Below are 24,100 nucleotides of genomic sequence, written 5' to 3'. Positions count from 1 at the left end.
AATCTCAGGAATTAAAAATACTGAGGGCTGAAGAGTTTGGCACATTATGGTTAGCAAAACAGATTGATCGAGACATTGATATCTGCTCTATCATCGATGCCCTTCAGCGATGATATTTCTTTGGTTGTCAAAGGGAATAAGGGATTAAGCGTGCTCCTGGGCTGCGCCCATGCCGGTGTCGTCAATATTTTAGAAACAATTTCCCAGCACTTTGATACCCGGCAATTTCACACCGTGGCCGGTGGGATGCACATTGGAGACAGCTCGGATGAATTTATCCAAAGGGTGGTTGACGCTTTGGTGTCTCGATTCAAGGTTACTCGCTGGAGGCCCGGGCATTGCACAGGTTTCAAGTCTGCGGCAGCCATAGCTGTAAAAGCCCCGGACGTTTCCTGGGCAGGAGCCGGGACCCGTTTAAGCCTTTGATCTGCCTCGGTAAGAAATGTTCTTGCATCAAGAACTTTAGAGAAAGTTGAAACCTGCTATCTGTTCTGAAGATTGGAAATCCTCCCGTACTCCCTTGCCTAGGCAAGGGAGTATTTGGCCGTCACTATATTTTTTGAAGCGCAACTATCCTGTGGCGTGTGATAGATATATCACTTTTATCGTTGTGAGGATTATATTTTATGATTTGATAATATTTTTGAACTCCTCAAGGACAAGATTTATGTGATAACTCATCCAATTGGAAGCTCCGGCTTTGTCTTTTTGTTTAATCGATTTCAAAACTTCTTCAAATGATCGAATGGTCTCATTAATAAAACCGGCTGACAGACGATCCGTGTCAAAAGCGGCATAGTGATTGTCGACACTAACGATGACAAGATTAATCATTTCAATTAAAACGAAATTTTCAGTAGCTTTGGCCAGGATTGTGTGAAACTCTCGATCAGCCAGGATAAACGCCGGGTAATCATCTTTACAGAGCCTCATCTTTTCTAAGGCCGCTTTTAAACGCTGAACTTGTTTTTTATCTGCTCTTTCAGTAGCCAACTCGGCGGATCGGCATTCCAATGAAACCTGAACCTCTTTCAAATCCAGTAAACTACTCGCATTGAGAGCTGAATTCAATTTGGGGAAAGATGGATCTTTTTCAGGAACCGGGATTTGAATGAAGGTTCCTTTCCCCTGTTGTACTTTCAGGTAGCCAATCACGGCCAAGGCATTCACGGCTTCACGCACCGAAGATCGTCCAACTCCCAGAAGCTCGGATAGTTCCCGCTGGGACGGAAGCTGACTGCCCGGCGGCAGTTTGCCTGAATTAATCTGTTTGATGATCTGTTCGGCAACCATTTCGGATGCCTTGTTTCTTTTTATAACTTCAAATGCCATTAATCCTCCGTTCTTGATTAGCGTGGAAGGTTTCCGATTACCAGGTTACAAAGCCCCGGCATATTGATTTCATTCTGAAACTTTGTCCAGGACGCTTCACCTTCAAGCGTATTCTCAGGTTGTCCGTAATTTGTCAAATAGACCACAACCAAATCTAAAGCGGGATCTATCAGAAGAAATGTTCCCGCCCCTCCCATTTTACCAATAGCCTTATTGGAAACAAGATCGCCAAAGAATGAATAGGGCACATTCGCATATTCCCAGAACCACACCTTCGGTCCGCTTAAAATGTAATGCAGGTAGGAGGTTGGTGTTTCGTATAACGCTTTATTGGTGACGGCCCCGATCATTTTTTCAATGGTTTGCTTTCCGAAGACAGAGTTGCCGTTGAAAACACCTTGATTTAGCAACATGAGGGAGAATTTAAGCATATCATCCGCAGTCGTAAATATACCATCTGAGCCAAGGACTTCTCCCATGTAGTGTTCCAGGTCCTGGCAAAGACTTCCCCGAAGATACCGATCACTATCCGAGATTCCCGTAGCCGCACACCTGCTTTGGTTAGGCGGCCTGAACATCGTGTCGTTCATGTTCAACGGCTCGAAGATTAAGTCCCTGGCCGCTGTCCCAAGATTCTTCCCAATGATTTGTTCAAGAAGTTTTCCCAGAATTCTGCAGGAAACATCGCTGTAAAAAACCCTGGTTCCGGGTTGTGCAAACAGCTTCTGGGTATAGTGCAGTTCCCAAGCCTTTTCCATATTTTTTTCAAATGCGGCTTTTTCGCAACCGGGCGGATCGTCAAGGGGGATACCTGCGGTAAAATTGAGCATATCCCTGATGGTTACCTTTGTTTTGGATTTATCGGTTCCAAATTCCGGAAGATAATCAACAAGCTTATTTTCAAGGCTTAACCTTCCTTTTTCAAGCAAGTGGAACGTCAGGGGCAATGTCACCATTACCTTTGTGATGGACTCAATATTGAACAGCGTCCGGGAAGTCACTTTCTCGACCGGTTCTTCAGAATGGTCAAGCATGAATCCTTTGGAAATATTCACAAGGGTTTCCCCTTTATGGGCAACCAATACCTGGCATCCCGAAAATAAGCCGTGTTCAATTTTTGGTGAAACAAATGACTCGACTAATTTTTTCATGCTTCTTTTCCATTTTGTTGATTAAGCTGAGGAAAAACCCGGGTTAATAACCAGATGAGGGCAATCACAATGAAGGTTGGAATTATCCAGCCAATCCCCTGGCTTCCGAAGGGACAGGAAGCTGAAAAGCTAGAAATGGGATTGTCCGTTATTCCGTAGAAACTCAACATGTCCCCAAACCCAAAAATCAGTGCAGCGATCACACCGGCTATGACAGGGATACGGATCTTGTCAAATTTACTGTAAAGGGCGGTTATAATTATGACAATTATTGACGGATAGAGGAGTACAAGCCACGGTATTGTAAACTTTACAATTTTGCTGAGTCCGACCAGACCAATGATAAAGCCGGCAAGGGTGGCCGTGATTACGATCCAGCGATACTTGAGCTTTTCGCTGCTCATTTCCGCAAACATATCACCTGCCATTGAAGATATGGCGGCGGAAGTGCTGAGGCAACTAAGGGCCATGATGATGGCAAAACCGATGAGTCCTGCCTGTCCCAGCAATCCTTTTGCTATTTCTGTCGACAATACGCCGATTGAGGCATCCATGAATGCCGGGCCCGACGATTTGCCAAGGTAAACCAATGCGGTGGAGGTTATACTAAGCAACAAAGCCGTGCTGATTCCAATGATATTAAGATTAATGCCCCTGTTACGAGCGCCGGAAATGTTTCTTATTTTCAGCTCATGAAGTATCCAGCCCCCAAAAAGGAGTGCTGCAATAGCGTTCATCGTGTTGTACGCATTGAGCATCCCGTCTTTTAAAGGTGTTTCGGAACCAGAAATGGCAGGTGTCGAAAGTGGACTTGCCACCCCTTTAATGACCATAATAACAACAAAGACAATAAGTGCCGGCGCAAGAAATCGACCCAGCTTGTCCATCACCGTTGCTCTGGTGAAGGCGATATAAAAACTTAAAAGAAAAAAAACAGCCAGCGACACCCAAAGTGGAACGGATGGAAACAGGGGAAGAACCGCCATTTCATGAGTTGCGGAGGCTACCCGGGGGAGAATAAAAAAAACCGTTATCAGCACCGGAATGGCCGTGTAGATTTTTCCAAAAAAATTACCCAGGGTTTTTGTAGCAATCCCGCTTAAGGACTGATTCTGCTGGGCGCAAGCAAGATAGGCCAGCCATACACCGATACTGTTGATTAAGGCATAACCGATAGATGCGGTAAACCAATGGGTTCCCGAATCCCTACCCAGAATTGGGGGAAAAATAAGGTCCCCCACTCCGAAATGAGAAGAGAACATGGCCCCACTAATAAGAATCAGTATGGGGATCGGTAACAGCTCTTTTTTAGTCAAAGTCTTCATCTGTTCTTCCTTTTTGTCGTTTGGTTTGAACATATCAATTGCATAAAGATTAGAAATCAAGCAAATATTTTCAGCAATAGACTCTATGACATCTTAATTCAGATGGTAAGACGTCAGACCATTTAATAAAATAGGAAGTTCCTTTTGTCAAGAAAAGTAAGAAACTTTCAAAACAAATCAATGATTTGATTGGGATGTTTGAAAAGGTTGATTATACAGTTGAAGACGCACTGGATATTGTACCTAAACTAGAGTCGCCAACAAATTTAACACCCAAAAGGCCCAAAAAGAAGACTAAGTCTCAGAAATCAGTGAAAGCTACTATTCTCAAAACTATCAAAAAGAACAAAGACGGCATTAAATAAATATAATGATCTTCGCCAAGGGGTATTGGATGAACCCTCTCCAGAATATCAGACCGTCCTTTTTTTTCCCACATGGCAACATCTTCATATTCGTCCTAAAAATGATTTTTGATTGTTGTCATATTTTGCTTTGAAAGCGCAATTGTCATATTTTTAAATCCAATGATGAACAAGAGAGATTTGTTTGAATGACAACAACGATGATCCGAGCATAACTCTTTTTATTCAGTTTCAGGCTTCATCAGATCTTTTTCATCAGCACTTATCATTTTCTGACAATAATGACAGACCATATTTAATTTTTTAACATTCCCTTTGAAAAGGAATCTATTGCAATGTGGGCAATAATAGGATTTCAGATTTGGATCACTCAGCATTGGTGGAATTATCGGACTTGTAATATTTGTATTGTCCATTCTTTCTCTCTGTAATTGGTTAAATAGAAAAATTTAATATATCATAAATTGATCAAAACCCAGAAGTTATTTAAAAATAAGGTTTTCCTGGCTGATCTTTTTTTCGGGCTCTTCTTCAGAATCTTGCTCAGGGATGACAAGAAAACATTAGCTCCTGATTGTTTTTCCTGATAAATATTATTATATTGAAACCTGTCAACACGTCTCTTTAATTAACTAATATTTGGAGGATAAAATGGAACTTAAAACAATAACAATTGAAAATCCGGATGAACTGAATTTCATTCTCGGTCATTCTCATTTTATTAAAACCGTGGAAGATATCCATGAAGCCATTGTATGTACCGTGCCCAATGCGAAATTCGGGGTGGCATTCTGTGAAGCATCCATGGAATGCCTGGTTCGATACAGCGGAACCGATGAAGAAATGATTGAGTTGGCTAAAAAAAATGCTTATGCACTTTCTGCCGGCCATTCTTTTATTATATTTATGAAAGACATGTTCCCTATTAATATTCTCAACACCATAAAAAATGTGCCCGAAGTTGCCAGGATCCATTGCGCAACTGCCAATCCTGTGGAAGTCATCTTGGCCGAGACCGATTTGGGCAGGGGAATCCTGGGGGTGATTGACGGGTTTTCATCAAAGGGTATTGAAACCGAGGAAGATATTGAAAAGAGAAAAGGTTTTCTCAGGATGATAGGGTATAAGCAGTAATGTGAAAATTATACAGCAAGCGTTGACTTAAAAGTCACAGGGCAAGTGAGCAGTTTCCATCATTGGTGTTGATTTTGCTGGTGTCAGGAGAGGAAAGGAGCATTCTCCAAAAGATCAGCATTGTGCGGATAAAGGTGTGTTCACAGTAGAAAATCATTTTAATCTATCAACGCAAACCCAGTCAGTTGATCGGTTTTCCTGCACCCAAACCTTGCAGACAACCTTTGTTTTAGCTTTTCTGCTTACAGAATATCCGATCGCTAAAACCGTCATTGCTGTTAATACTGCTATAATTTCTATCATCTTGCACCCCCTAAATCGTTTGTTATTCTTGATGATTGGCAGAGCCTCAAAGAGGCTCTGCTTTCCATTTTTATCTGAACTGTATGTTATCCAGCCACATCAATTCCAGGATCACATCCCAAGTGTGTGTCGGGATTATCACATTCAAAGTTGCTGTTTCTGGTGTCCACATGGCCTTCATTTCTTTCTTTGTCACTTTCGATATAATTTTCAACTTTATGATTTGTCATTTTGTCACCTTTTTGGGTTTGGATTTAGCCTTGTCTGGCATTTGAACATAAGTTAGTCATGCCAAATAAAATTTCAATGGGGTGATAATAATAATTTAATGATAGGCAATAACTATCATTAATTATACGAGAGAACCCAGATCAGCACATATGAGTATGCATCCTCAAAATTTCTGCAAATCTTTATAGACTTTTAAGTCTCTAAAAGATGTGTGGAAAAAACACAAGCAAAGTTATTACCCTAATATCATGGAAAATGATTATCATCGTGACTCACTATAACGCTGGTATACATTTAACTCGAATTGGAAAGTTGGAAGGCAGTCAAAAGTGATCATCCTGTCTATTATCAGATTCTATTTTCCTACCCATAGGTGACAAGCACTGGTGCTTCACGTTTTGGGAAGAGTAAAAAAAATTGGGCACCACCATGATGCCGCTATACATGGAATACCCTGAATTCAGCCGGAGCATTTGCTATCTTGAGCGGGAACTCTATGCCGGGGGAAAACAATTGTCGGCACCCTGGCAGCCACAGCACCTTTACAGCCCGGGCAACCAGTTGACCCTGGCCGATATATAGATTACATTTTAGCAGATTCTAAAAAATTTCTTCCCGGGATCTGAACAAAAATCAAGAGGATCTCCAATATAAGGTTATTTCGGGAGATCTTTTTCGAATTAATTATATTTTCAGTGATTTGAATTTTTGAATTATCTTTACAAGTCCTTTAAAATATTGTTATGAAATCCTAGTTGCGTTTAAAGAAACTGACCGGATTTATTTAAGTTTATTATTGAAAGGCCCAGTACTGAGTTTGGTTCAACGGTAGTTCAATTATTTGTTGTTTTTTCCTAAATGATATGAATTTGAGATAGCATCAAACGGCATTTTTTCAAATTCCAGTCTATACTATACCGTAATTTCACAAAGACAAAGTTTGTGAGCTAAACATTAATTTTAAATTTTTAAACGATTATATTTACAAGCATCAAAAAAAACATATTCATATAATGGCATGCACACGAAATGTAAAAAAAAGATTTTTTTTATAAGACAAAAGAAGCAGGCGTGTCTTGACGATCTACAGGTGATGCCGTTGACAGGAAAAACGATCAGCAGTACCCTGACCTATAATTACGTAATTTAGAAACCAGAAAAAAAGGAGATACCATCATGGGTTTTGCACCAACAAAAATGCAGTTAAAAAGCGATGCGTTTGAACAAGATACTCTGATACCGTCCAAGTTTACCGGTGAAGGAGAAGATGTTTCCCCGGCGTTGTCATGGGAAAACCCGCCTGGAGGAACAAAGACCTTTGCCGTTATCTGTCACGATCCGGATGCCCCGCTGGTAAGCAGCAGAGGCACCTATGGTTTTGTTCATTGGGTGCTGTATAATATTCCCGGAGATGTGACGCATCTGGATGAAGACACCCATTTGTATACCAACGGCATTACCGATTTTGGAAAAAATGGCTACAACGGTCCAATGCCGCCTAATGGGCACGGCCTTCACAATTATTATTTCTGGGTACTGGCACTGGAGAAGACAATGACACTGGCACCAGGACTAACCCTGTGGCAGTTTCTGGAAAAGGCAGAGCCATATCTTATCGGAATGAACCGTCTTATGGGGCGCTATAAAAGGGATTAAGGGGATTCAAAAATTTGATGGAAATGGAAGATGATTTTTAAATAGAGCGTTCACCTTTATGTCAACGCATATCGAGGGGTGGTAAAAGCATTCAGATAGATATCTAAAAGGAGAAGATGGTACAGGTGGTGGTGATTGGAAATAAAATTAAGGAGAAAGATTATGAGGCAACTTATCACACGCAGGTTGGGACGGACCGGGAGACAGGTAACCACGATGGGTCTCGGAGGCCAGGCCTCTATCCAGTGGCCCGCAGAAGGTGTGGATCCAATTGCTATCATCGAAAAAGCTTATCAACTGGGCATTAACTATATAGACACATCGAATATCTATGGACCGAGTCAGAAAAATTTTGGTGAAGCCTTTCGCCGTCTGAGGTTGTCCCCTTCAGTAGAAGACTACAACCACACCGCTCGTGAACAGTTGTTTATCTCCAGTAAAACCCATATCCGTTCTGCAAGACGCCCGGATGGCGAACGCTTTCGTTCAGATTTCAGTGAGGGTATGCTGGATAATTTTGGTGTTTCAACGTCGATTGATGATGTCCGCCGCTCTTTGAGTCTATTATTTGGGGATGGTCAGGGGGGATACCCTGAAGGGGCATATCTGGACTGTATTCAGTTTCACAATATTAACACAAAAGATGAGGTTGACATGCTGTTTGAGGGATTTGATGAGCCAAGTCCGGATCGACCCTGGATCGGATCTCTGGTTGCGATGCTGGATCTGCGGGAAGGCACCAACCGGACAGGCTGTAATCCTAAAAAAGAAAAGCTGATTAAACATATCGGCATATCCGGTCATTGGAACACAGCAGCACACATATATGCCATCCAAAGAGACAATCACCGGATTCTCGACACTCTTTTGGTCACTATTAACCCCAGTGATTGCAAATATATGGGGCATCGTCATAATGCCATCGCCGTTGCTAAAGCTGCTGATATGGGGGTAATCGGTATGAAGGTCTTTGCGGATGCTTCATATTATCACAAGGAGGTCAGGTTCTCTAATAATCCGGAGGATGTATACCACGATGTTGGTTCCGAGGAGATACCAAGTAGAGATCTCATCCGATACGCACTTTCTATTGAAGGCATTAGCACACTCATTGTCGGTATTGGCCATATTGATGATAAGGCTGGAAAATGCCAGCTTGAGCAGAATCTGTCAGCAGCTCAGCTCGCGGAAATCCTGGAAGCAGGTGAAATGAACCGGATTGAGAAGATGGTTACTTCCGCAGGCAAGGATTCGGCGAATGCTTACTTTCAACGGAAAGCAACCGGGCTCACTGCGCCTCGAAATGTGGGGATTGAAGAGGATTCGGCCATGCCGGGTCTGAACCGCTGCGCAGTCCGTGTTAGTTGGCAGACCTCTTACGCAGGTGCCGAACCAATCGAACGTTATGAGGTACTTTGTCATGGGGATGTGATCGGTAGGGTCCCCCATGTTCCCCAGATCACTCAGCAAGCATTCCATTATGATGATATTTTGAACGAGGATCAAAAGAAGGGTACTCGTCAATATAAAGTTCGAGCTGTGGATGCTGCGGGGAACCAGGCTGAAAGTCAAGCATTTGAGATAGACCTCCTTTAGTCTAACGTAGAAACCCTGGCCCTCGGTGCCAGGACAGAGTGCCCCGGCCCCGGCCTTATTTTGCTATCAAAAGGTGTTGAAAAAAAATTTGCAGGGGAAACGGCCCCTTTTTGAAAGGGGCCGAGCTTGAGGTTTGTGAGCATTGTCTGTCGAGGATTTTAGATAATCACCTGTGCCCAGAAATAACCGATTATGCAGGATGTGACCACTGAAATCAGGCCGGGCAACATGAAACTATGGTTCAGGAGGTACTTACCTATCTTGGTGGTGCCGGACCGGTCAAAGTTCATCGAAGCGATATCACTTGGATAGTTGGGGATAAAGAAGTACCCGTAGACCGACGGTAAAATCCCTACAAGTACTGCCACAGGGATCCCGAGGGAAAAACCGAGGGGCATGACGGCGAGCACTGTGCCACCCTGGGTATTAATCAGGACGGATACACCGAACAGTGCGAAGGCAAACGCCCAGGGAGCTGCCTGCACCATCACATTGATTGATTCCTTCATCGCGCTGATATAGGTACCAAAGTAAGTATCAGACAGCCACGCAATACCATAAATGGCGACAACAGCGACCATACCTGCCTGGAAGACCGTACCCTGCACGACATCGGTTGGTTTGACCCGACAGATGAGCAGGATCAGACCACCGATGAGGAGCATCACTATCTGAATAACAAGGCTCATTTTGATGGTTTTGGCTGGTTCTCCAAATGTTGGCAGCAGGCCTGGAAAGATTGCGAACAAACCAATGAGAATCAATGCACAAGAGAAGAGGAAGACGGACAACTTTGCCGATTTTGGAAGTGTCTTATTCAAGGAGGTAATGGTTTCACCGAACATGTATTCCTTGATGTCGGGATCGGCCAATCGTTCCTGGTATTGTGGATCATCAACAAGATCTTTGCCCCGTCGGCTTGAATACAGGGCAGCGAGGAAGATGCCGATTATGCAGGCCGGCCAGGTGACAGCAAGCACCTGTAAAATGGATACACCGGTGTTGTTGCTGTTAGACATTGTGACGAATGCAACTACCGCCGCAGCAATGGGAGAACAGGTGATGCCCACCTGAGACGCAATAGAAGAAACCGCCACCGGTCGTTCCGGCCTGATACCGTTTTTCAACGAAATGTCGGCAATGATCGGCATCAGAGTATAGACTACATGTCCAGTACCGCAGAGTACCGTCAAAAAAAAAGTACAATACGGTGCAAAGAAGGTAATCCTTGTAGGATGCTTACGCAGAAAGCGTTCAGCGATTTGAATGAGATAATCCATTCCTCCGGCGGCCTGCAGGATACCCGCTGTGGTGACAGCGGCAATGATGATATAGATTACTGTGGTGGGGGGGGAGCCCGGCTGCATCTGGAAAACGAACACCAGAATAGCAAGACCGATGCCGGAGATAACACCAAGGGCGACACCGCCCCGTCGCGCGCCAAAGTAAAGACACGCCAAAACAAGAAGTAATTGAAATACTGGGAGCATGATTGCACCTCCATTAAAAATGATTTGTTTTATTTACACGGATATATAAAAAAATGAATTTTATTTTTTGTCAATTTAAGCCTTTGTCTAGGATTCTCCCTTTAATAATTTTTTATAAAATATTACTTAATATACATATCCTTTTTTTATAACCGACAATAATAAAGCAATAAAAAGGCCATCGTAATATAACAATTGAATAAATTAGCTCAATGTATTCCAGATGGCTTGTCGTCTTGCTATATTCCGAAAATAAAATAAAAATGAATAGAAAAGCTATATATGAAATTGAGATAGACCGCTGCGCGGTGGTTTTCCTTCGAACGATCCCAAGACAAGGCTTCTTTTTTTTGCCTCAACAATGATACAAAACTATAATGATTGTTGCCGTATCTATATATTAATTTTTTCTTGGTTTTTCGCAAAATATTGTTTATCAAGGGTATTCAATAGGATTCCCATGGCATAAAAAAGTCTTTGTTTTATTCCATTTTCCAAGTGGTTTCATTCAATAAATTTTAATAGACATGATATCAAACTTTACATTCTGAAAAAAATCCTGACACCAAATGAAGACTATATTTTTACTTGAGAGAAACATCAGAAACGCCTCAGATATGATTCATTTGCTTTTAGTTAAACAGGCATTTAATATTTTGTGGCTGGATTTTCATAATTGGTGTACCATCGGGGCTGTTGTCAAAAAAATAATGTGACAGGGTCTTTCATGTGGAATTTACGAATTCCATTCGTCCATGGGACCAGAGTGAAATGGCTCGGTCTATGGATGGCAGGCGGTAACGGAGCGATTCGGTCTGTGGTGGAAATGAATATCTTGCCTGACTCAGAGGAAAAATATAATGTCGAAAAATCTTTATATCACAGCGTTAGAACCCAAAAGCGGCATATCATTGGTTGCTTTGGGAGTGATGGAATTTCTTGTTCGAAACTTGGGGCGGGTTGCTATTTTTCGACCGATAGTGAACATGAAACATGATGTGGATGGAAAGGACGATATTATTCATTTGATATCAACCTACTACAATCTTGATATTCCTTACCGCCAGATGTATGCATACACGTTTGAAGAAGCGAGGACACTCGTCGCTGACAAACAGTATGACAAGCTTCTCGAAGGTGTACTGGAAAGCTATAAAGCGCTTGAAAACGAATATGATTTCGTTCTCTGTCTGGGGACAGATTTCCAGAGTGATTCGTCAGCGTTTGAATTTGAGCTCAATGTAGAAATTGCCAACAATCTTGGTTGTCCGGTTTTGATGATTGCCAATGCTCATGAGGGATCTATTGAGGGAGTGGTCAAGTCGTGTCGGTTTGCCATCGAGTCTTTCGAGGAAAAGGGGTCAAATATACTGTCGATCATTGTCAATAGAACCCCAACTCCCCTGCAGCAGGAAATGTTACAGTCGCTGAGAGAAAAACTCCAACAGAAGATAGAACATATTTATTCAATTCCTTTCGAAGAGACACTTGATCGACCGACAATGGCAGAGATTGTCAAAGCGCTTGATGCAAAAATTATCTATGGCAAAGAGCAGCTCAACAGACCGGTGTCCCGTTTTGTTATTGCCGCAATGAATTTGAGAAATTTATTACCAAGACTTGCAAATGATAATCTCATCATTACGTCGATTGACAGGATCGATATTATTCTCGGCATGCTCGCTGCGTATCGGTCGTCCAATATGCCCAATATCGGTGGCATGGTTCTCACAGGTTATTTGAAACCCGATAAGATTCTGCGCAATCTTCTTAAGGGGATGGATGATCTTGTGCCAATTATTAAAGTTGAGACTGATACATTTACTACTGCTTTGCAAATAAAGGCTATTCACAACACAATCACCCCAAATTCAGTTCTTAAAATCGCATTTGGACTGGGGTTGTTTGAATCCCATGTGGATACCTCAGAGTTAAGGAATAAAATTGTCGGCTACAGCATGCTGGTCATGACGCCGAAAATGTTTGAATTCGGTCTTATAAAACGGGCTCGTGAACATAAGCAGACCATCGTGTTGCCCGAAGGCGAGGACGAGCGAATCTTGCGAGCAGCCGAAATACTCATTCACCGGGATGTGGTGGAGATTATTCTGCTTGGCAACGTCCAGACTATTAAAAGCAAGATTGTGACACTTGGTCTGGCTCTAAGTGGTGTTAAAATTATTGATCCTGTGAAATCTGATTTTTTTGATGACTATGCTGAAACCTATTTTGAGTTAAGAAAGCATAAAGGAATTACTCCAGACAATGCGCGTGATGTGATGTCTGCGGTCAATTATTTTGGAACTATGATGGTTTACAAAGGACACGCCGACGGCATGGTGTCTGGAGCGGCCCATTCAACCCTGAACACGGTGAGGCCATCTCTGGAATTCGTAAAAACAAAACCTGGAAGTACCATCATGTCTTCGGTGTTTTTTATGTGTCTTGAAGACAGGGTCCTTGCCTATGGTGATTGTGCAGTTAATCCCAGACCTACTGCGGAGCAACTGGCAGAAATAGCAATAGAATCATCAAAGACTGCAGTGCTGTTTGGTATAAAGCCTTTTGTGGCAATGCTTTCATACTCTTCCGGTTCATCTGGGATAGGTGAGGAGGTTGATAAAGTTAAACGAGCGACAGAGATTGCCCACCGACTGGCACCTGAGTTACTTCTTGAAGGGCCAATCCAGTATGACGCGGCTGTGGATCCTACGGTTGCCGCAACTAAAATGCCGGACAGCAAAGTCGCTGGCAGGGCGACAGTTTTTATATTTCCAGATCTTAATACAGGCAACAATACTTACAAAGCAGTTCAACGTTCTGCAGGGGCAGTTGCGATAGGTCCGATTATGCAGGGCCTTAATAAACCTGTCAACGATCTTAGCCGTGGTTGTGTTGTAACAGATATTGTAAATACCGTTGCAATTACGGCTATTCAGGCCCAGGCAGAAAAGGGGTTGGTGTCATAATTCTATATTGTACATTTCAGCTGTAATAACAGATGGCGTTCATGGGTCGCAATTCATTTTGAAACAGGAGTTTCGTGGATCAGAAGGCATGTGGCGCCCATCACCTTAATTGGCGGGGCTTTATCGATCCATTACCTGTAAGACCCCACCCTCATCAATCAGGCGGCCAAAAGCCGATAGGACTTCGGTTTGGGTCTTACTTGGTGTCTCAAGGCGACGTGTTGGTTTTCTCGCTCCTTTCTGCAGTGTCAAGATTGAATGGAGATACTTGTTGAAGACTTAGCAGTTGATGGGAGGATTCTATTACATAAGGATGATATTTTTGATGCGCCCTGTGGTAGAGTCCTTTTCAAATGGGAAAATCAAAACAGGCTTTTAAATGTTTTCAAAAGTACAAAACTTAAAAATGAAATTTTAAGTTATTTGAATGAGCAAATTTTCTTGGCTGAACAGCGCTACTTTGAATCCGAAAGATTAAGGGCAAAAGAAAAACAGTACATCAAACAATTACAATCCACGTTAACAGAACTTGTTTCCATTGAAGAAAGAGAACGCAGAATAATTGCTGAAGACCTACATGATACAGTAGTCCAAACACTTGGTTTTGGGATTTCTAAGTTTAAAAATGTAATTGATGATAAATTATTACAAGAGGATAAACAATTTTTCGAGGTGCAACAAATATTTGGGCAGGCGTTAGAAGAAGTGCGGTCAATGACAGCTAAAATCAGTTCTCCAACCTTACGTTTTCTTAGTTTAGAAGAAGCACTGGAGGATTTGGTTTTAGAAGTTAGATCCGAACATGGAATACAGATTGATTTTTCCAATAAAATAGATAAACCTTTGAATTTGAATGATTCTTTACAAACGATACTTTATAGATCAGTCAGAGAACTTTTCGTTAACATGATAAAGCATTCAAAATCAAATGAAGTTATCCTTGAAATTTCAATGGAGAATGAATTTTTACACATTAATTTTGGAGATAACGGTATTGGGTTTGATAGTTCAATAATAAAAAATAATTCAAAATCAAGTTTCGGACTGTTCAGTATTATCGAAAGAATCAAGATTTTAAACGGACAATTTAAAATCGATTCTAAGTCCGGTGATGGGACAAAAATTGAAATTACCGTTCCGATAGGAGAGCGTTCAGATAATCCATAAATATAAGGACCAACATGCCCCCTAAAAACTTCAAATGCATACAATGCGGTAACTGCTGTCTTAACATCAGCGATGCTTTCCAAACAAGTGTCAGTGATGAAGAAATTGCCATGTGGGAACACTGGCGGAAGTAGACTTGAACCAAACAAAAAAATGACCTACCTAAAATAAATACCCGCAACTCCAATATATCTACCGAGTCCCCTCTACAGATCTGTATTCATTGGTTTGGTCAAAAGTTTATATTGTGTTTATGCGCCACCATTGTCCCTTATCCAATCCGTGCTTATCTTTAATTAATTCAACCCGATAAGGATACAGAAAAATGAAATATAAACTTATTGCAAACCCCTTACAATATCTAATACTTGCCTTGCTCATGGTGTTCCCAGGCCTTGCTGTCGATGCTCAGGCCACGAATGACCCAGGAACTGATAGAGACATTATGGCAAAAGCCCTGCCGCCCATCGACCAGAATCTGCCAAAGGTTTTTGATACAGCCTCTTTTGGATTAGGGTGATTCTGGGGTATTGAATCCCAGTTTGGGATTATCGAAGGCGTAATCAGAACCCGAGTGGGCTATGCCGGAGGAAACACGGATTCGCCAACCTATAGAAGTATCGGTGACCATACTGAAACCGTTCAGGTGGACTTTGACCCAAAAGAGATCACCTACCGTCAGGTATTAGAGATCTTTTGGAAAAGCCATAGTTACACCCAGCAGACGGGCATGACCCAATATAAAAATGCAATCTTTTATCATAATGATGAACAACGCCGGGAAGCTATGGCAAGCAAGGACGCCCTGGAACAGAATGCCGGCAAGACGGTTCGGACCGACATTGTGCCTTTGAAAGCGTTCACTCTTGCAGAAGATTATCACCAGAAATATCTCTTAAAACATTCTGCCTTGAAGCATTTACTCGATAAGTTTTATACACGTCATGCAGACCTTGTGGATTCAACGGCCGCTGCTCGTCTCAATGGTTATGCTGGACAGAATGGGACCAAGGCCCAGCTTTTACGTGAGATTCAAAGTTTGGGAGTGAATGAAGAGGGAATAAAAGTATTGAAGAAACTGGTAGGGGAATAGAGGCGCTTCAACACGTCTTTGAAATTTGGATAGGCTTTGAACCGTTAATGTGTGTCTCCAATAAAAAACATTTCGGCAGAGTCTTTATGTATCAACTATATTTTCACAAAAATTGTTTTATTGAAAATTATTTACAGACTTTAGAGATGTTGATATGGAATTTCAGATCAGAATTTGAAAATAGTATTTGTATGGGAAAATTAATCAAAGAGGGCTTGGTTTAGGAATGGCTGTTATAACCCCCGGCTGCAAGCGGACGCGCAACCGCCGCAAGCCTTCTAAATTTATTTAAATGAAATTGGTAATTTTAAATCCGGGTCGATACTTTTTTATAGAAATAAATTCATCAATACCACACACAAAAGAAAAAACGGGTAATAACTTGCCTTGTTGAAAAGACTCATTGCTGCTTGATTTTCGCCGGTTTTCCGAAGCTTTTGTGCCGGCAGCATCAATAGAAAGAAAGAGCCTGTCCCGAAAACCAGATATGAAAACCAACTAAAATCAACTGGAGACATAAAGAACACGGCTGCCATGACAATAAAAGCGGCAGCCAGAAGTCCCATGATCAGGGAACTTGCAATATCCCGCCCAAACACCAGCGGGAGTGTTTTTGCATTTATCTGCCGGTCTTCTTCGATATCGGTATAATCATTGGGGATATTCTGTCCCCCGGCTTCCCACAGAAAAAAGAAAACAAATATGAAGCATAAAAAAAGCGCATCGGGACTTGTGTCCACGGCAAAGACAGCGGCAACAGGGCCGGCCGATTTTACAAACCCGTTGATGACAATCCTGAGATAAGTGATTTTCAACAGATAGCAATAGATGGCTTCCAGCAGTGCGCCACCCAGAAAAATCAGAATACAGACCGGGTTTAAATAATATGCGCCCAGTACAGCTGCAACAGACCAGAACCCTGCCCATGCTGCAGCAGATTTCAGGCTGATCACGCCCTGGGCAAGGGGATGCCGGATAAGGATTGAGTCCAGATCAGTTCCTTTTTTGTCGTCCGGCCGAATATTGTTTCGATCGTCCTTGTATCCGACAATATCATTGAGTGCATAAACCGCTGTATATCCTGAAAAAACAGTGATAACGCCTGCCAGGACAATGCCCGGATCCGGGAAATGCCCCAGATAGATCAGGGCGGCAAAAACAGGTGCCATCATATCGAGCACGCCATGATGGGTCCGTGAAAGTGCAAAAAAGAATTGAAGTTTTTCCGGAACCAATGTGTCATAAAAAGACATTACATATTTCAATCGCCACCCCATCAAAAGAAGAACAAAACATCAAATACCGTTTTGAAGACTAACTTTCATCCAGTCGAACAACTGCAAGCCCATGCATTGATTCTTTAAGATTATTGTTGTAGATAACCGGATCTTTTAGTAAAAAATAAAAGACAGACAATGTTTGCATCAAAGTACCGATGAACCCATTGTAATAATCACGCATGCTGTAATAATTACGCATGGACAAAAAGTATAAACGGATCAGGTGAAAACTTCAAGAAATTATTCACTAAAGCGCCTGAAATAAAACAATAGACAAAGGATTCCCAAGGAACCGGATGACACACAATATCTCTTTGAGTGAAATAGAAAAATTCAACGATTTCGCAACCGACTGGTGGGATGAAAATGGAAGGATGAAATCCCTTCATGATATCAATCCCTTAAGGCTTGAATACATTATGCAGCAAACAGATCTCAGGGGGAAACGGGTCCTGGATGTGGGCTGCGGTGGCGGGATACTCACCGAAAGGATTGCAAGGCAGGCTGCCGTCACCATCGGCATTGATGCATCACCTCACATGACGGCCATTGCCCGGACCCATGCGGAACAATCAAGCCTTGATATCCGCTATATCGACACGGACATCGAACATATCACCCGGTTCACCCAAACGGGTTTTGACGTCATTTTGTGCATGGAACTGCTGGAGCATGTGCCAAGCTATGAATCGGTCATTGCTGCCTGCAAAACTGTTCTGAATCCAGGGGGGATGGTCATTTTTGCAACCATCAACCGAAACCCGATGTCGTTTCTCCTGGCTGTGGTGTGTGCGGAATATGTTCTGGGGCTTCTGCCCAAAGGGACCCATGACTGGTCATCGTTGATCAAGCCTGACGAACTCAACCGGGCCTGTTTTGAGGCGGGGTTGAAACAGATGGATATCACCGGGTTTTCATACAATCCGATTACCCGGCGATACTATTTGTGCAAAAATTGCCTGGTCAACTATCTGGCAAGCTTCACGTCTGCCTGACCGTTTCGGTGATCCGGCTGTTTTTGGCCGCATCACCCAAGGCGTTCTTAAGAAAAGCGATCCCTTGCCTGACAATGTCAAAGTCCATTTCATGGCGTTCACATGTCTGTCCGATTCCATCGGGCATGGTAAACGTCAACCTGCCCCCCAGGTGCTGCCGGAACTCTTCGAGCCCGTTTTCTATTTCAAGGCGGCCCGAAGTGTCCGTGATCGTAAGATATTGACTCCAGATCGGGAGTCCGCAATTTATCAGCGCTGTGATGATACGGTCCAGTTCGGCCCGGGAAATCAGGGAGAGCTGCCATGCATAATAAGAGTCCAGGGCGATACCGACTGAAACTGCCTGGCCGTGCCCCATGGAAAATTCGGATAGCATTTCAATCTTATGGGCAGACCAGTGACCATAATCCAGGGGCCGTGAGGATCCTGTTTCAAATGCGTCGCCGCTGTGGGCGATATGATCCAGGTGAAGCCGGGCGCATCTTTCAATGGTTTCTTCTATTGCCGCCGGGTCCCTTTGTTTGAGCCGCGCGCTTTTTTCCTCAAGAAACAAGAAAAAGGAGCGGTCGCGTATCAAAGCAATCTTAAAGGCTTCGGCCACGCCCCCGATAAAATGTTCAAAAGACAGTGTCGCTAAGAAACCATAGTCATTGATCACCGCTATGGGCAGAAAAAAGGTTCCGATACAATTTTTTTTGCCATACTGGTTTATCCCGTTTTTTACCCCAATGCCGGCATCGTTCTGGGCCAGGGTTGTCGTGGGAATTCGGACCAGCTGTATCCCCCTGTGGAAGATGGCAGCACTGAACCCGGCCATATCCAGCAGGGCGCCTCCGCCCACAGCGATAACCACGCCGTGCCGGTCGAGTTCAGCGTCGTCCATGGCCTTGGTTGCCCGGTGCACATGGTCCCAGGAGTTTTTTACCTGTTCACCGCCGGGAAACACAACCGGTTCGCAGGCCAGGCAAACAAGATCCTTGTGGTGTTCAAACCATTGGGCAACATCATTTAAAAGCCGGGGATTCCGGCGGGTCAGCCCGTCATCAATCATCACCACTATTTTTCTGGCCTGGAGTTGGTTTTTCACCACAAGGGTCTTGATCAGGAGAGGATTGCTGATGTTGAACACGTCCCGGGTAAAACAGACGGGGTAATGATAGGACTGAGCAAATTTGAGCGGGATGACGGTCCGGGGGGAATGGTCTTTGGGTGACGTTATTTTATCGTTCATAATTAAACCGAAAATCCGTATTTTTCCATTACAGGCTTTAATGTCTCAATACTTTTCAGACCGGCTTCGCAAGGAGCCTGGGTATACGTATAAAGTTCAAGACAAATATCTTTGTTGTAGTTCAGCTCTTCGAGCCGTTTAAAAAATGCGTCATAGTCTATGGCGCCAAGGCCGGGAATAAGATGGTGATGTTTTCTTGTCGGCGCAATGTCTTCAATGTGGATATGACCGATTTTTTCAAACAGGGTTTCAAGGGCGACTTCCGGTGCCTCACCCACACAATAAAAATGACCCACATCAAAGTTGACCCCCAGGTTTGGGGATGCAAACTCTTTGATAAACGAATTCATCTGGCGGCTGTTTTCTATTAAAAGGTCGGGTTCCGGCTCAATGAGAATATTTACCCCCAGGCTTTCGGCTTTGGGGAGCACTTGCTCAAGCCCCTGGCGGAAAAGGGCCAATGATGCCTTCCGGTCCCTTTCAACCGGCGGCCCGCCGGGGGGTACCGAGATACACGGGCTTCCTAAAAATTGGGCGATATCCAGGCAGTTGAGTGTATGGTCAATTCTTTCCTGCCGTCTTGATTCATCCGGCTCTATCCAGGAAGGAAGCCAGGTATTGCCCACGGCAAAAAGGGTGAAACAATTGAGGTTCGTAATCGTTAAGTTTAGCGCGGTAAGCGATTGCTTGAAGCGTTCAAGATCCTTGTGGTTCGCATCCGGGGGATACAGATGGGGCCTGTCACACATGATTTCCACCCCACGAAATCCTGTCTGGGCAATCAATTTAACCGCCTCGGCGAGAGAATGTTCAACAAACGCATTGGTGCTGTATGAAAAAACCATTAATTTTACATCCTTTTTTCTATCCGTGCAGGGCAGCTTGCAAGAGCTGATGGGTTAGTTCGCCACCGGAGAATCCCAGGCCGATGGCCAGAAGGAGGGTTAAAAAATAAAAAAGTGTCGTTTTATCAAATCGGGGATTTTCAGGATCATCCACAATGGCGATGGTTGCCAGGAGAACCGTCAAAATAATCGCAAGAATCATTTTCAGAATGATCAAAAAATCCCAGTTGCCGCCAAAGGTATGCTGCCAGTCCAGGTATCCTGAAAAAGCTGTCGGGAACATGCCCAAAAGGCCAAGGATAATACAATGATACCCTGTTCTGGCCAGAACCTTTAACCTGGGTAAAAAAGATACCAGCCTGAACGTGACCGCACCCATTACCATTCCCATGGGAATATGTGTCAATGCGGGGTGTAAGGGATGAACAAATCCGATTTTGTTTAGAAACTCAAAAATAACTTCTGTCATGTTATCACCTTTGATTTGATTTGATTTTTTTAAATATAGCGCAGGTAAATCCTGTGGCCGAATTCCTTATGTCTTATTCTTTTACGGTTTTTTCCATGCTGAACTAAAGAACAACTCTCCCAGGCTTGCTCTTCATAAATACGTTTAAGGCCATATCATGTCAAGGAAATTAACCATTGCAACGGGTGTCATATGAAAAATCCAGAATTTAATCATTCCTTGTTTTTGTGTTGACAGCTTATAAGAGAATGATGATAATGACTTGGAATTTGCCCTTTGGTTTCAATAACTTTTCTGGTGGTGAACCGCAATTCAAGGATAAAGGAGTAATCCTATGATGAAAATGATGAAACAATTTGTTTTGATCGCTGCAGCACTCAGCGTCCTCTTCCCCGCATATGCGGGTGCAATGGAATACCAGCATACACTTGAAGCAAAAGATATGACAGTTTCCTGGTCCATTGACAAGGACCAGATCCATGTACGACTGACGGCCAAAACAACCGGATGGGTTTCCATTGGGTTTGATCCTGAATCCGCCATGCGGGGAGCTGATATTATCATTGGTGCCGTGAAAAACGGCAAGGTAGAGATCCAGGATCACTATGGCGTCCGGAGTCGGGCCCATTCCCAGGATGAAAAGCTGGGGGGGGAAAATAATGTGCTCAACCCGGCTGGAGAGGAGGTCGATGGGGTCACAACGATTCGTTTTTCCCGGGCCCTGGGCAGCACAGACAAATGGGACAACCCCATTGTTCCTGAAGGGACCAGCCGGATAATGGTTGCCTATGGATCCGGATCAGATTCTTTTAATTCCGGCCATAGATACAGGGGTGTTTACGATATCAACTATTCAACCGGCGAAACCAAAAGAATAAAATGATGCAGTTTTACGTCAAGCGTTAATCGGTCAAGCAAAAGGAAAATCTCATGACACTTCATTTGGACCCTGCCATGCTGGCAAGACTTCAGTTTGGCTTTACCATATCGTTTCACATCCTATTTCCGGCGTTTACCATAGGGCTTGCAAGCTGGCTGGCTGTGGTGGAATGGCGATGGCTGAAAACCGGCGATGAAATCTACAGGGATGTCTACCAGATGTGGGTGAAAATATTTGCTGTGACATTCGGTATGGGCGTTGTCTCCGGGGTGGTACTCTCCTACCAGTTTGGCACAAACTGGTCCGTATTTTCAGACAAGGTCGGCAATGTTCTGGGGCCCCTTCTGGGGTTTGAAGTACTGACCGCCTTTTTCCTGGAAGCCTCTTTTCTTGGAATCATGCTGTTCGGGTGGAACCGCGTCAGCCCTATAATGCATTTCTTTGCCACGGCGATGGTTGCCGCAGGAACTCTGGTTTCTGCCTTCTGGATCCTGGCAGCCAATTCCTGGATGCAGACCCCCCAGGGATTTTTGATAGGCGATGACGGTCTTTACTATCCCACCAACTGGCTGGCCATTATTTTTAATTCCTCTTTTCCCTATCGCATGATCCATATGGTGACCGCTACATACCTGACAACCGCCTTTGCCGTGAGCGGGATCGGCGCCTTTTATCTGTGGCGCAAAAAATTTATCCCCCAGGCAAGGGTCATGTTCGGCATGGCCATGCTCATGGCGGTATTTGTGGCACCGCTTCAGCTGTTGTTCGGCGATCTTCACGGCCAGAACACGTTCAAGGAGCAGCCGGTCAAGGTGGCTGCCATGGAAGGGTTGTGGGAGACCCAGCAGGGTGCACCGATGGTATTGTTCGGCTGGCCGGATGAACATATGGAAACCACCCGGTTTGCCATTGAAATCCCTAAAGTGTCCAGTCTTATTCTCACCCATAGCCTGGACGGAGAGGTCAAAGGCCTCAAAGAGTGGCCAAAAGACCGTCGACCGCCGGTTGCGTCTGTTTTCTGGTCGTTTCGGATCATGGTGGGGGTGGGCATGCTAATGATTCTGACCGGTGTGTTTGCCCTTCTGCTGTATTGGAAAAAACGTCTGTTTGACACCCCGTGGTTTCACGGATGGTGCATGCTGATGACGCCGGCCGGGTTTGTTGCGGTCCTTACAGGATGGTTTGTTACGGAAATAGGCCGCCAGCCGTATATCGTGTTTAATTCTCTTTTAACCGCTGAGGCCATATCCCCGGTGGCAGGTATCCATGTCGCTCTTTCGCTGCTTGCCTTTATTATTATTTATGGATTTGTGTTTGGGGCCGGGATTTATTATATTGTCCGCCTTGTTCTGAAAGGACCGGTTGCTGAAACGGAAACACCCTACGGCGGTCATGGCATTACACAACCCCCCATTGTTTCGGATGCTGTAAAGGCATCAGGAGGAGACCATGTTTAGTTTTCAAGGATTCATTGATCTGCCCCTTGTCTGGTATGCGTTGATCGGCACTGCCATTTTTTTATATGTGTTGCTGGACGGATTTGATCTGGGTATCGGCATCCTGTTTCCCTTTGCACCGTCTGAAAAATGTCAGGACCGCATGATGTCATCCATGGCACCGTTTTGGGATGGGAATGAAACCTGGCTTGTGATGGGCGGCGGTGGACTTTTTGCCGCCTTTCCCCTGGCCTATGCCATTTTGCTGCCGGCGTTCTACATTCCTGTCATTCTGATGCTTTTCGGGCTTATTCTAAGGGGGGTATCCTTTGAATTCAGGTTCAAGGCGCACGCCCGGTCTAAAAAGCGCTGGGGCTATGTTTTTCACGTTGGATCACTGGTTGCCACCCTGACCCAGGGAATGATCCTGGGGGCGTTTGTCCAGGGGATCAGCGTCACCGGAAGATCGTTTAGCGGCGGGGCCTTTGACTGGCTCAATGCCTTCAGTGTCATGACCGGGGTTGCTCTGGTGGCGGGCTATGCCCTTTTGGGGGCGGCCTGGCTGATCATGAAAACCGAAGATGTGACCCAAGCCTGGGCCCGCAGATGCACCGGATACCTGTTCTGGCATGTGGCCTTTTTCATGGGTCTGGTCAGTTTTTGCATGCCGATCATGGATCCGAGGATTCGGGCATTGTGGTTCAGTCTGCCCAATTTCTTTTATCTCGGGGTCATGCCGGTCGCGTGCATGATTCTGTTCTGGATGGTGTGGCACGATCTTCGTCACAAAAATGAATACCGGCCGTTCTTTCTGATTCAGGGGATTTTCCTGATGAACTACATCGGCATCGGCATCAGTACCTGGCCCTGGCTGGTGCCCTACCAGGTGACCTTGCACCAGGCCGCGGCCGCACCGGAATCACAGTCTCTCCTGCTGGTGGGGGCGGTGATCATGTTGCCGGTTGTGCTTGCCTATACCGGTTATTGCTATTGGATATTTCGGGGCAAAAGTTCTCATGAAACCGCGTACTGATACCCTCCGGCAATGGCTCTGGTTTGCCGCGCTCTGGTGCGGCGGCCTGTTATCCGTTGCCCTGTTGGCTGCCATTACCCGCTGGATTGTCCTAGTGGGAAAAATAACCTGAGAAATCT

The 24,100-nt window shown here is 44.3% G+C and carries 24 protein-coding genes; 14 read left to right on the top strand and 10 right to left on the bottom strand.

Annotated elements, in window-relative coordinates; translation table 11 throughout:
• The first annotated feature begins 63 nt into the window (after positions 1-63).
• A complete protein-coding gene (locus ACZ45G_RS20220) occupies positions 64-426 on the top strand; it encodes a hypothetical protein (RefSeq protein ID WP_464172307.1) in 363 nt (120 codons plus the stop codon).
• Positions 427-624: 198 nt separating this feature from the next.
• On the opposite strand, the gene ACZ45G_RS20215 is transcribed toward ACZ45G_RS20220, so the two are convergent.
• Genes ACZ45G_RS20215 through ACZ45G_RS20205 form a run of 3 tightly spaced genes read right to left on the bottom strand, consistent with a single transcriptional unit; the run spans position 625 to position 3,808 of the window.
• Positions 625-1,332 (bottom strand): FadR/GntR family transcriptional regulator, encoded by a 708-nt coding sequence (locus ACZ45G_RS20215; RefSeq protein ID WP_464172306.1) that lies wholly within the window; start codon positions 1,330-1,332, stop codon positions 625-627.
• A 17-nt stretch (positions 1,333-1,349) separates the two neighbouring features.
• Complete coding sequence (locus ACZ45G_RS20210; RefSeq protein WP_464172305.1) at positions 1,350-2,483, bottom strand: serine hydrolase domain-containing protein; 1,134 nt, start codon at positions 2,481-2,483, stop codon at positions 1,350-1,352.
• On the bottom strand, positions 2,480-3,808 hold the full coding sequence (locus ACZ45G_RS20205; protein ID WP_464172304.1) for a branched-chain amino acid transport system II carrier protein: 1,329 nt from the start codon (positions 3,806-3,808) through the stop codon (positions 2,480-2,482). The genes ACZ45G_RS20210 and ACZ45G_RS20205 overlap by 4 nt, the downstream gene beginning before the upstream one ends.
• Before the next feature lie 1,016 nt (positions 3,809-4,824).
• Between ACZ45G_RS20205 and ACZ45G_RS20200 the strand changes: the two genes are divergently transcribed.
• The gene (locus tag ACZ45G_RS20200) at positions 4,825-5,307 is read left to right on the top strand and encodes an adenosine-specific kinase (RefSeq protein WP_464172303.1); all 483 of its coding nucleotides are present in this window, start codon (positions 4,825-4,827) and stop codon (positions 5,305-5,307) included.
• Positions 5,308-5,460: 153 nt separating this feature from the next.
• On the opposite strand, the gene ACZ45G_RS20195 is transcribed toward ACZ45G_RS20200, so the two are convergent.
• Positions 5,461-5,610 (bottom strand): hypothetical protein, encoded by a 150-nt coding sequence (locus tag ACZ45G_RS20195; RefSeq protein ID WP_464172302.1) that lies wholly within the window; start codon positions 5,608-5,610, stop codon positions 5,461-5,463.
• An 86-nt stretch (positions 5,611-5,696) separates the two neighbouring features.
• A complete protein-coding gene (locus ACZ45G_RS20190; protein ID WP_464172301.1) occupies positions 5,697-5,840 on the bottom strand; it encodes a hypothetical protein in 144 nt (47 codons plus the stop codon).
• Between the two features lie 430 nt (positions 5,841-6,270).
• Here ACZ45G_RS20190 and ACZ45G_RS20185 point away from each other — a divergent pair, with 430 nt between their 5' ends.
• The 3 genes from ACZ45G_RS20185 to ACZ45G_RS20175 all read left to right on the top strand — a co-directional run bounded on the left by ACZ45G_RS20185 (position 6,271) and on the right by ACZ45G_RS20175 (position 9,093).
• On the top strand, positions 6,271-6,423 hold the full coding sequence (locus ACZ45G_RS20185; RefSeq protein WP_464172300.1) for a hypothetical protein: 153 nt from the start codon (positions 6,271-6,273) through the stop codon (positions 6,421-6,423).
• A 594-nt stretch (positions 6,424-7,017) separates the two neighbouring features.
• Entirely contained in the window at positions 7,018-7,497 is a 480-nt protein-coding gene (locus ACZ45G_RS20180; RefSeq protein ID WP_464172299.1) for a YbhB/YbcL family Raf kinase inhibitor-like protein, read from the top strand.
• 162 nt (positions 7,498-7,659) lie between these two features.
• Positions 7,660-9,093, top strand: coding sequence for an aldo/keto reductase (locus ACZ45G_RS20175; RefSeq protein ID WP_464172298.1), 1,434 nt, complete (start codon positions 7,660-7,662; stop codon positions 9,091-9,093).
• A 158-nt stretch (positions 9,094-9,251) separates the two neighbouring features.
• On the opposite strand, the gene ACZ45G_RS20170 is transcribed toward ACZ45G_RS20175, so the two are convergent.
• On the bottom strand, positions 9,252-10,583 hold the full coding sequence (locus ACZ45G_RS20170) for an anaerobic C4-dicarboxylate transporter (protein ID WP_464172297.1): 1,332 nt from the start codon (positions 10,581-10,583) through the stop codon (positions 9,252-9,254).
• A gap of 860 nt (positions 10,584-11,443) precedes the next feature.
• On the opposite strand from ACZ45G_RS20170, the gene pta reads away from it, so the two are divergent.
• From pta to ACZ45G_RS20150, 4 genes are all read left to right on the top strand, one after another.
• Complete coding sequence (gene pta / locus ACZ45G_RS20165; RefSeq protein ID WP_464172296.1) at positions 11,444-13,552, top strand: phosphate acetyltransferase; 2,109 nt, start codon at positions 11,444-11,446, stop codon at positions 13,550-13,552.
• Positions 13,553-13,810: 258 nt separating this feature from the next.
• On the top strand, positions 13,811-14,719 hold the full coding sequence (locus ACZ45G_RS20160) for a sensor histidine kinase (RefSeq protein ID WP_464172295.1): 909 nt from the start codon (positions 13,811-13,813) through the stop codon (positions 14,717-14,719).
• Positions 14,720-15,044: 325 nt separating this feature from the next.
• Positions 15,045-15,239 carry a hypothetical protein gene (locus ACZ45G_RS20155; protein WP_464172294.1) on the top strand — a complete coding sequence of 65 codons (195 nt, stop codon included), beginning with the start codon at positions 15,045-15,047 and terminating at the stop codon, positions 15,237-15,239.
• Positions 15,240-15,248: 9 nt separating this feature from the next.
• Positions 15,249-15,812 carry a peptide-methionine (S)-S-oxide reductase MsrA gene (locus tag ACZ45G_RS20150; protein ID WP_464179981.1) on the top strand — a complete coding sequence of 188 codons (564 nt, stop codon included), beginning with the start codon at positions 15,249-15,251 and terminating at the stop codon, positions 15,810-15,812.
• A 329-nt stretch (positions 15,813-16,141) separates the two neighbouring features.
• Here ACZ45G_RS20150 and ACZ45G_RS20145 read toward each other — a convergent pair whose 3' ends face one another.
• On the bottom strand, positions 16,142-17,077 hold the full coding sequence (locus ACZ45G_RS20145) for a UbiA family prenyltransferase (protein ID WP_464172293.1): 936 nt from the start codon (positions 17,075-17,077) through the stop codon (positions 16,142-16,144).
• 311 nt (positions 17,078-17,388) lie between these two features.
• On the opposite strand from ACZ45G_RS20145, the gene ubiG reads away from it, so the two are divergent.
• Positions 17,389-18,087 carry a bifunctional 2-polyprenyl-6-hydroxyphenol methylase/3-demethylubiquinol 3-O-methyltransferase UbiG gene (gene ubiG / locus ACZ45G_RS20140; RefSeq protein WP_464172292.1) on the top strand — a complete coding sequence of 233 codons (699 nt, stop codon included), beginning with the start codon at positions 17,389-17,391 and terminating at the stop codon, positions 18,085-18,087.
• On the opposite strand, the gene ACZ45G_RS20135 is transcribed toward ubiG, so the two are convergent.
• Genes ACZ45G_RS20135 through ACZ45G_RS20125 form a run of 3 tightly spaced genes read right to left on the bottom strand, consistent with a single transcriptional unit; the run spans position 18,074 to position 20,632 of the window.
• Complete coding sequence (locus ACZ45G_RS20135; RefSeq protein WP_464172291.1) at positions 18,074-19,318, bottom strand: 3-dehydroquinate synthase; 1,245 nt, start codon at positions 19,316-19,318, stop codon at positions 18,074-18,076. The genes ubiG and ACZ45G_RS20135 overlap by 14 nt on opposite strands.
• A 2-nt stretch (positions 19,319-19,320) precedes the next feature.
• Positions 19,321-20,163, bottom strand: coding sequence for a sugar phosphate isomerase/epimerase family protein (locus ACZ45G_RS20130; RefSeq protein ID WP_464172290.1), 843 nt, complete (start codon positions 20,161-20,163; stop codon positions 19,321-19,323).
• Positions 20,164-20,182: 19 nt separating this feature from the next.
• The gene (locus ACZ45G_RS20125; protein WP_464172289.1) at positions 20,183-20,632 is read right to left on the bottom strand and encodes a DUF2231 domain-containing protein; all 450 of its coding nucleotides are present in this window, start codon (positions 20,630-20,632) and stop codon (positions 20,183-20,185) included.
• 334 nt (positions 20,633-20,966) lie between these two features.
• On the opposite strand from ACZ45G_RS20125, the gene ACZ45G_RS20120 reads away from it, so the two are divergent.
• The 4 genes from ACZ45G_RS20120 to ACZ45G_RS20105 are packed head-to-tail and all read left to right on the top strand — an operon-like array spanning position 20,967 to position 24,093.
• Positions 20,967-21,515, top strand: a complete 549-nt coding sequence (locus ACZ45G_RS20120; RefSeq protein ID WP_464172288.1) for a DOMON domain-containing protein — start codon at positions 20,967-20,969, stop codon at positions 21,513-21,515.
• 47 nt (positions 21,516-21,562) lie between these two features.
• On the top strand, positions 21,563-22,969 hold the full coding sequence (locus ACZ45G_RS20115) for a cytochrome ubiquinol oxidase subunit I (protein WP_464172287.1): 1,407 nt from the start codon (positions 21,563-21,565) through the stop codon (positions 22,967-22,969).
• Positions 22,962-23,981 (top strand): cytochrome d ubiquinol oxidase subunit II, encoded by a 1,020-nt coding sequence (gene cydB, locus ACZ45G_RS20110; RefSeq protein ID WP_464172286.1) that lies wholly within the window; start codon positions 22,962-22,964, stop codon positions 23,979-23,981. The genes ACZ45G_RS20115 and cydB overlap by 8 nt, the downstream gene beginning before the upstream one ends.
• Positions 23,965-24,093 carry a hypothetical protein gene (locus tag ACZ45G_RS20105; protein ID WP_464172285.1) on the top strand — a complete coding sequence of 43 codons (129 nt, stop codon included), beginning with the start codon at positions 23,965-23,967 and terminating at the stop codon, positions 24,091-24,093. The genes cydB and ACZ45G_RS20105 overlap by 17 nt, the downstream gene beginning before the upstream one ends.
• Positions 24,094-24,100: the final 7 nt, after the last annotated feature.

Source organism: Desulfoconvexum algidum (assembly GCF_055382125.1).
Note: the sequence above shows the minus strand (reverse complement) of the source record. Positions and strands in the feature narration are given on the sequence as shown.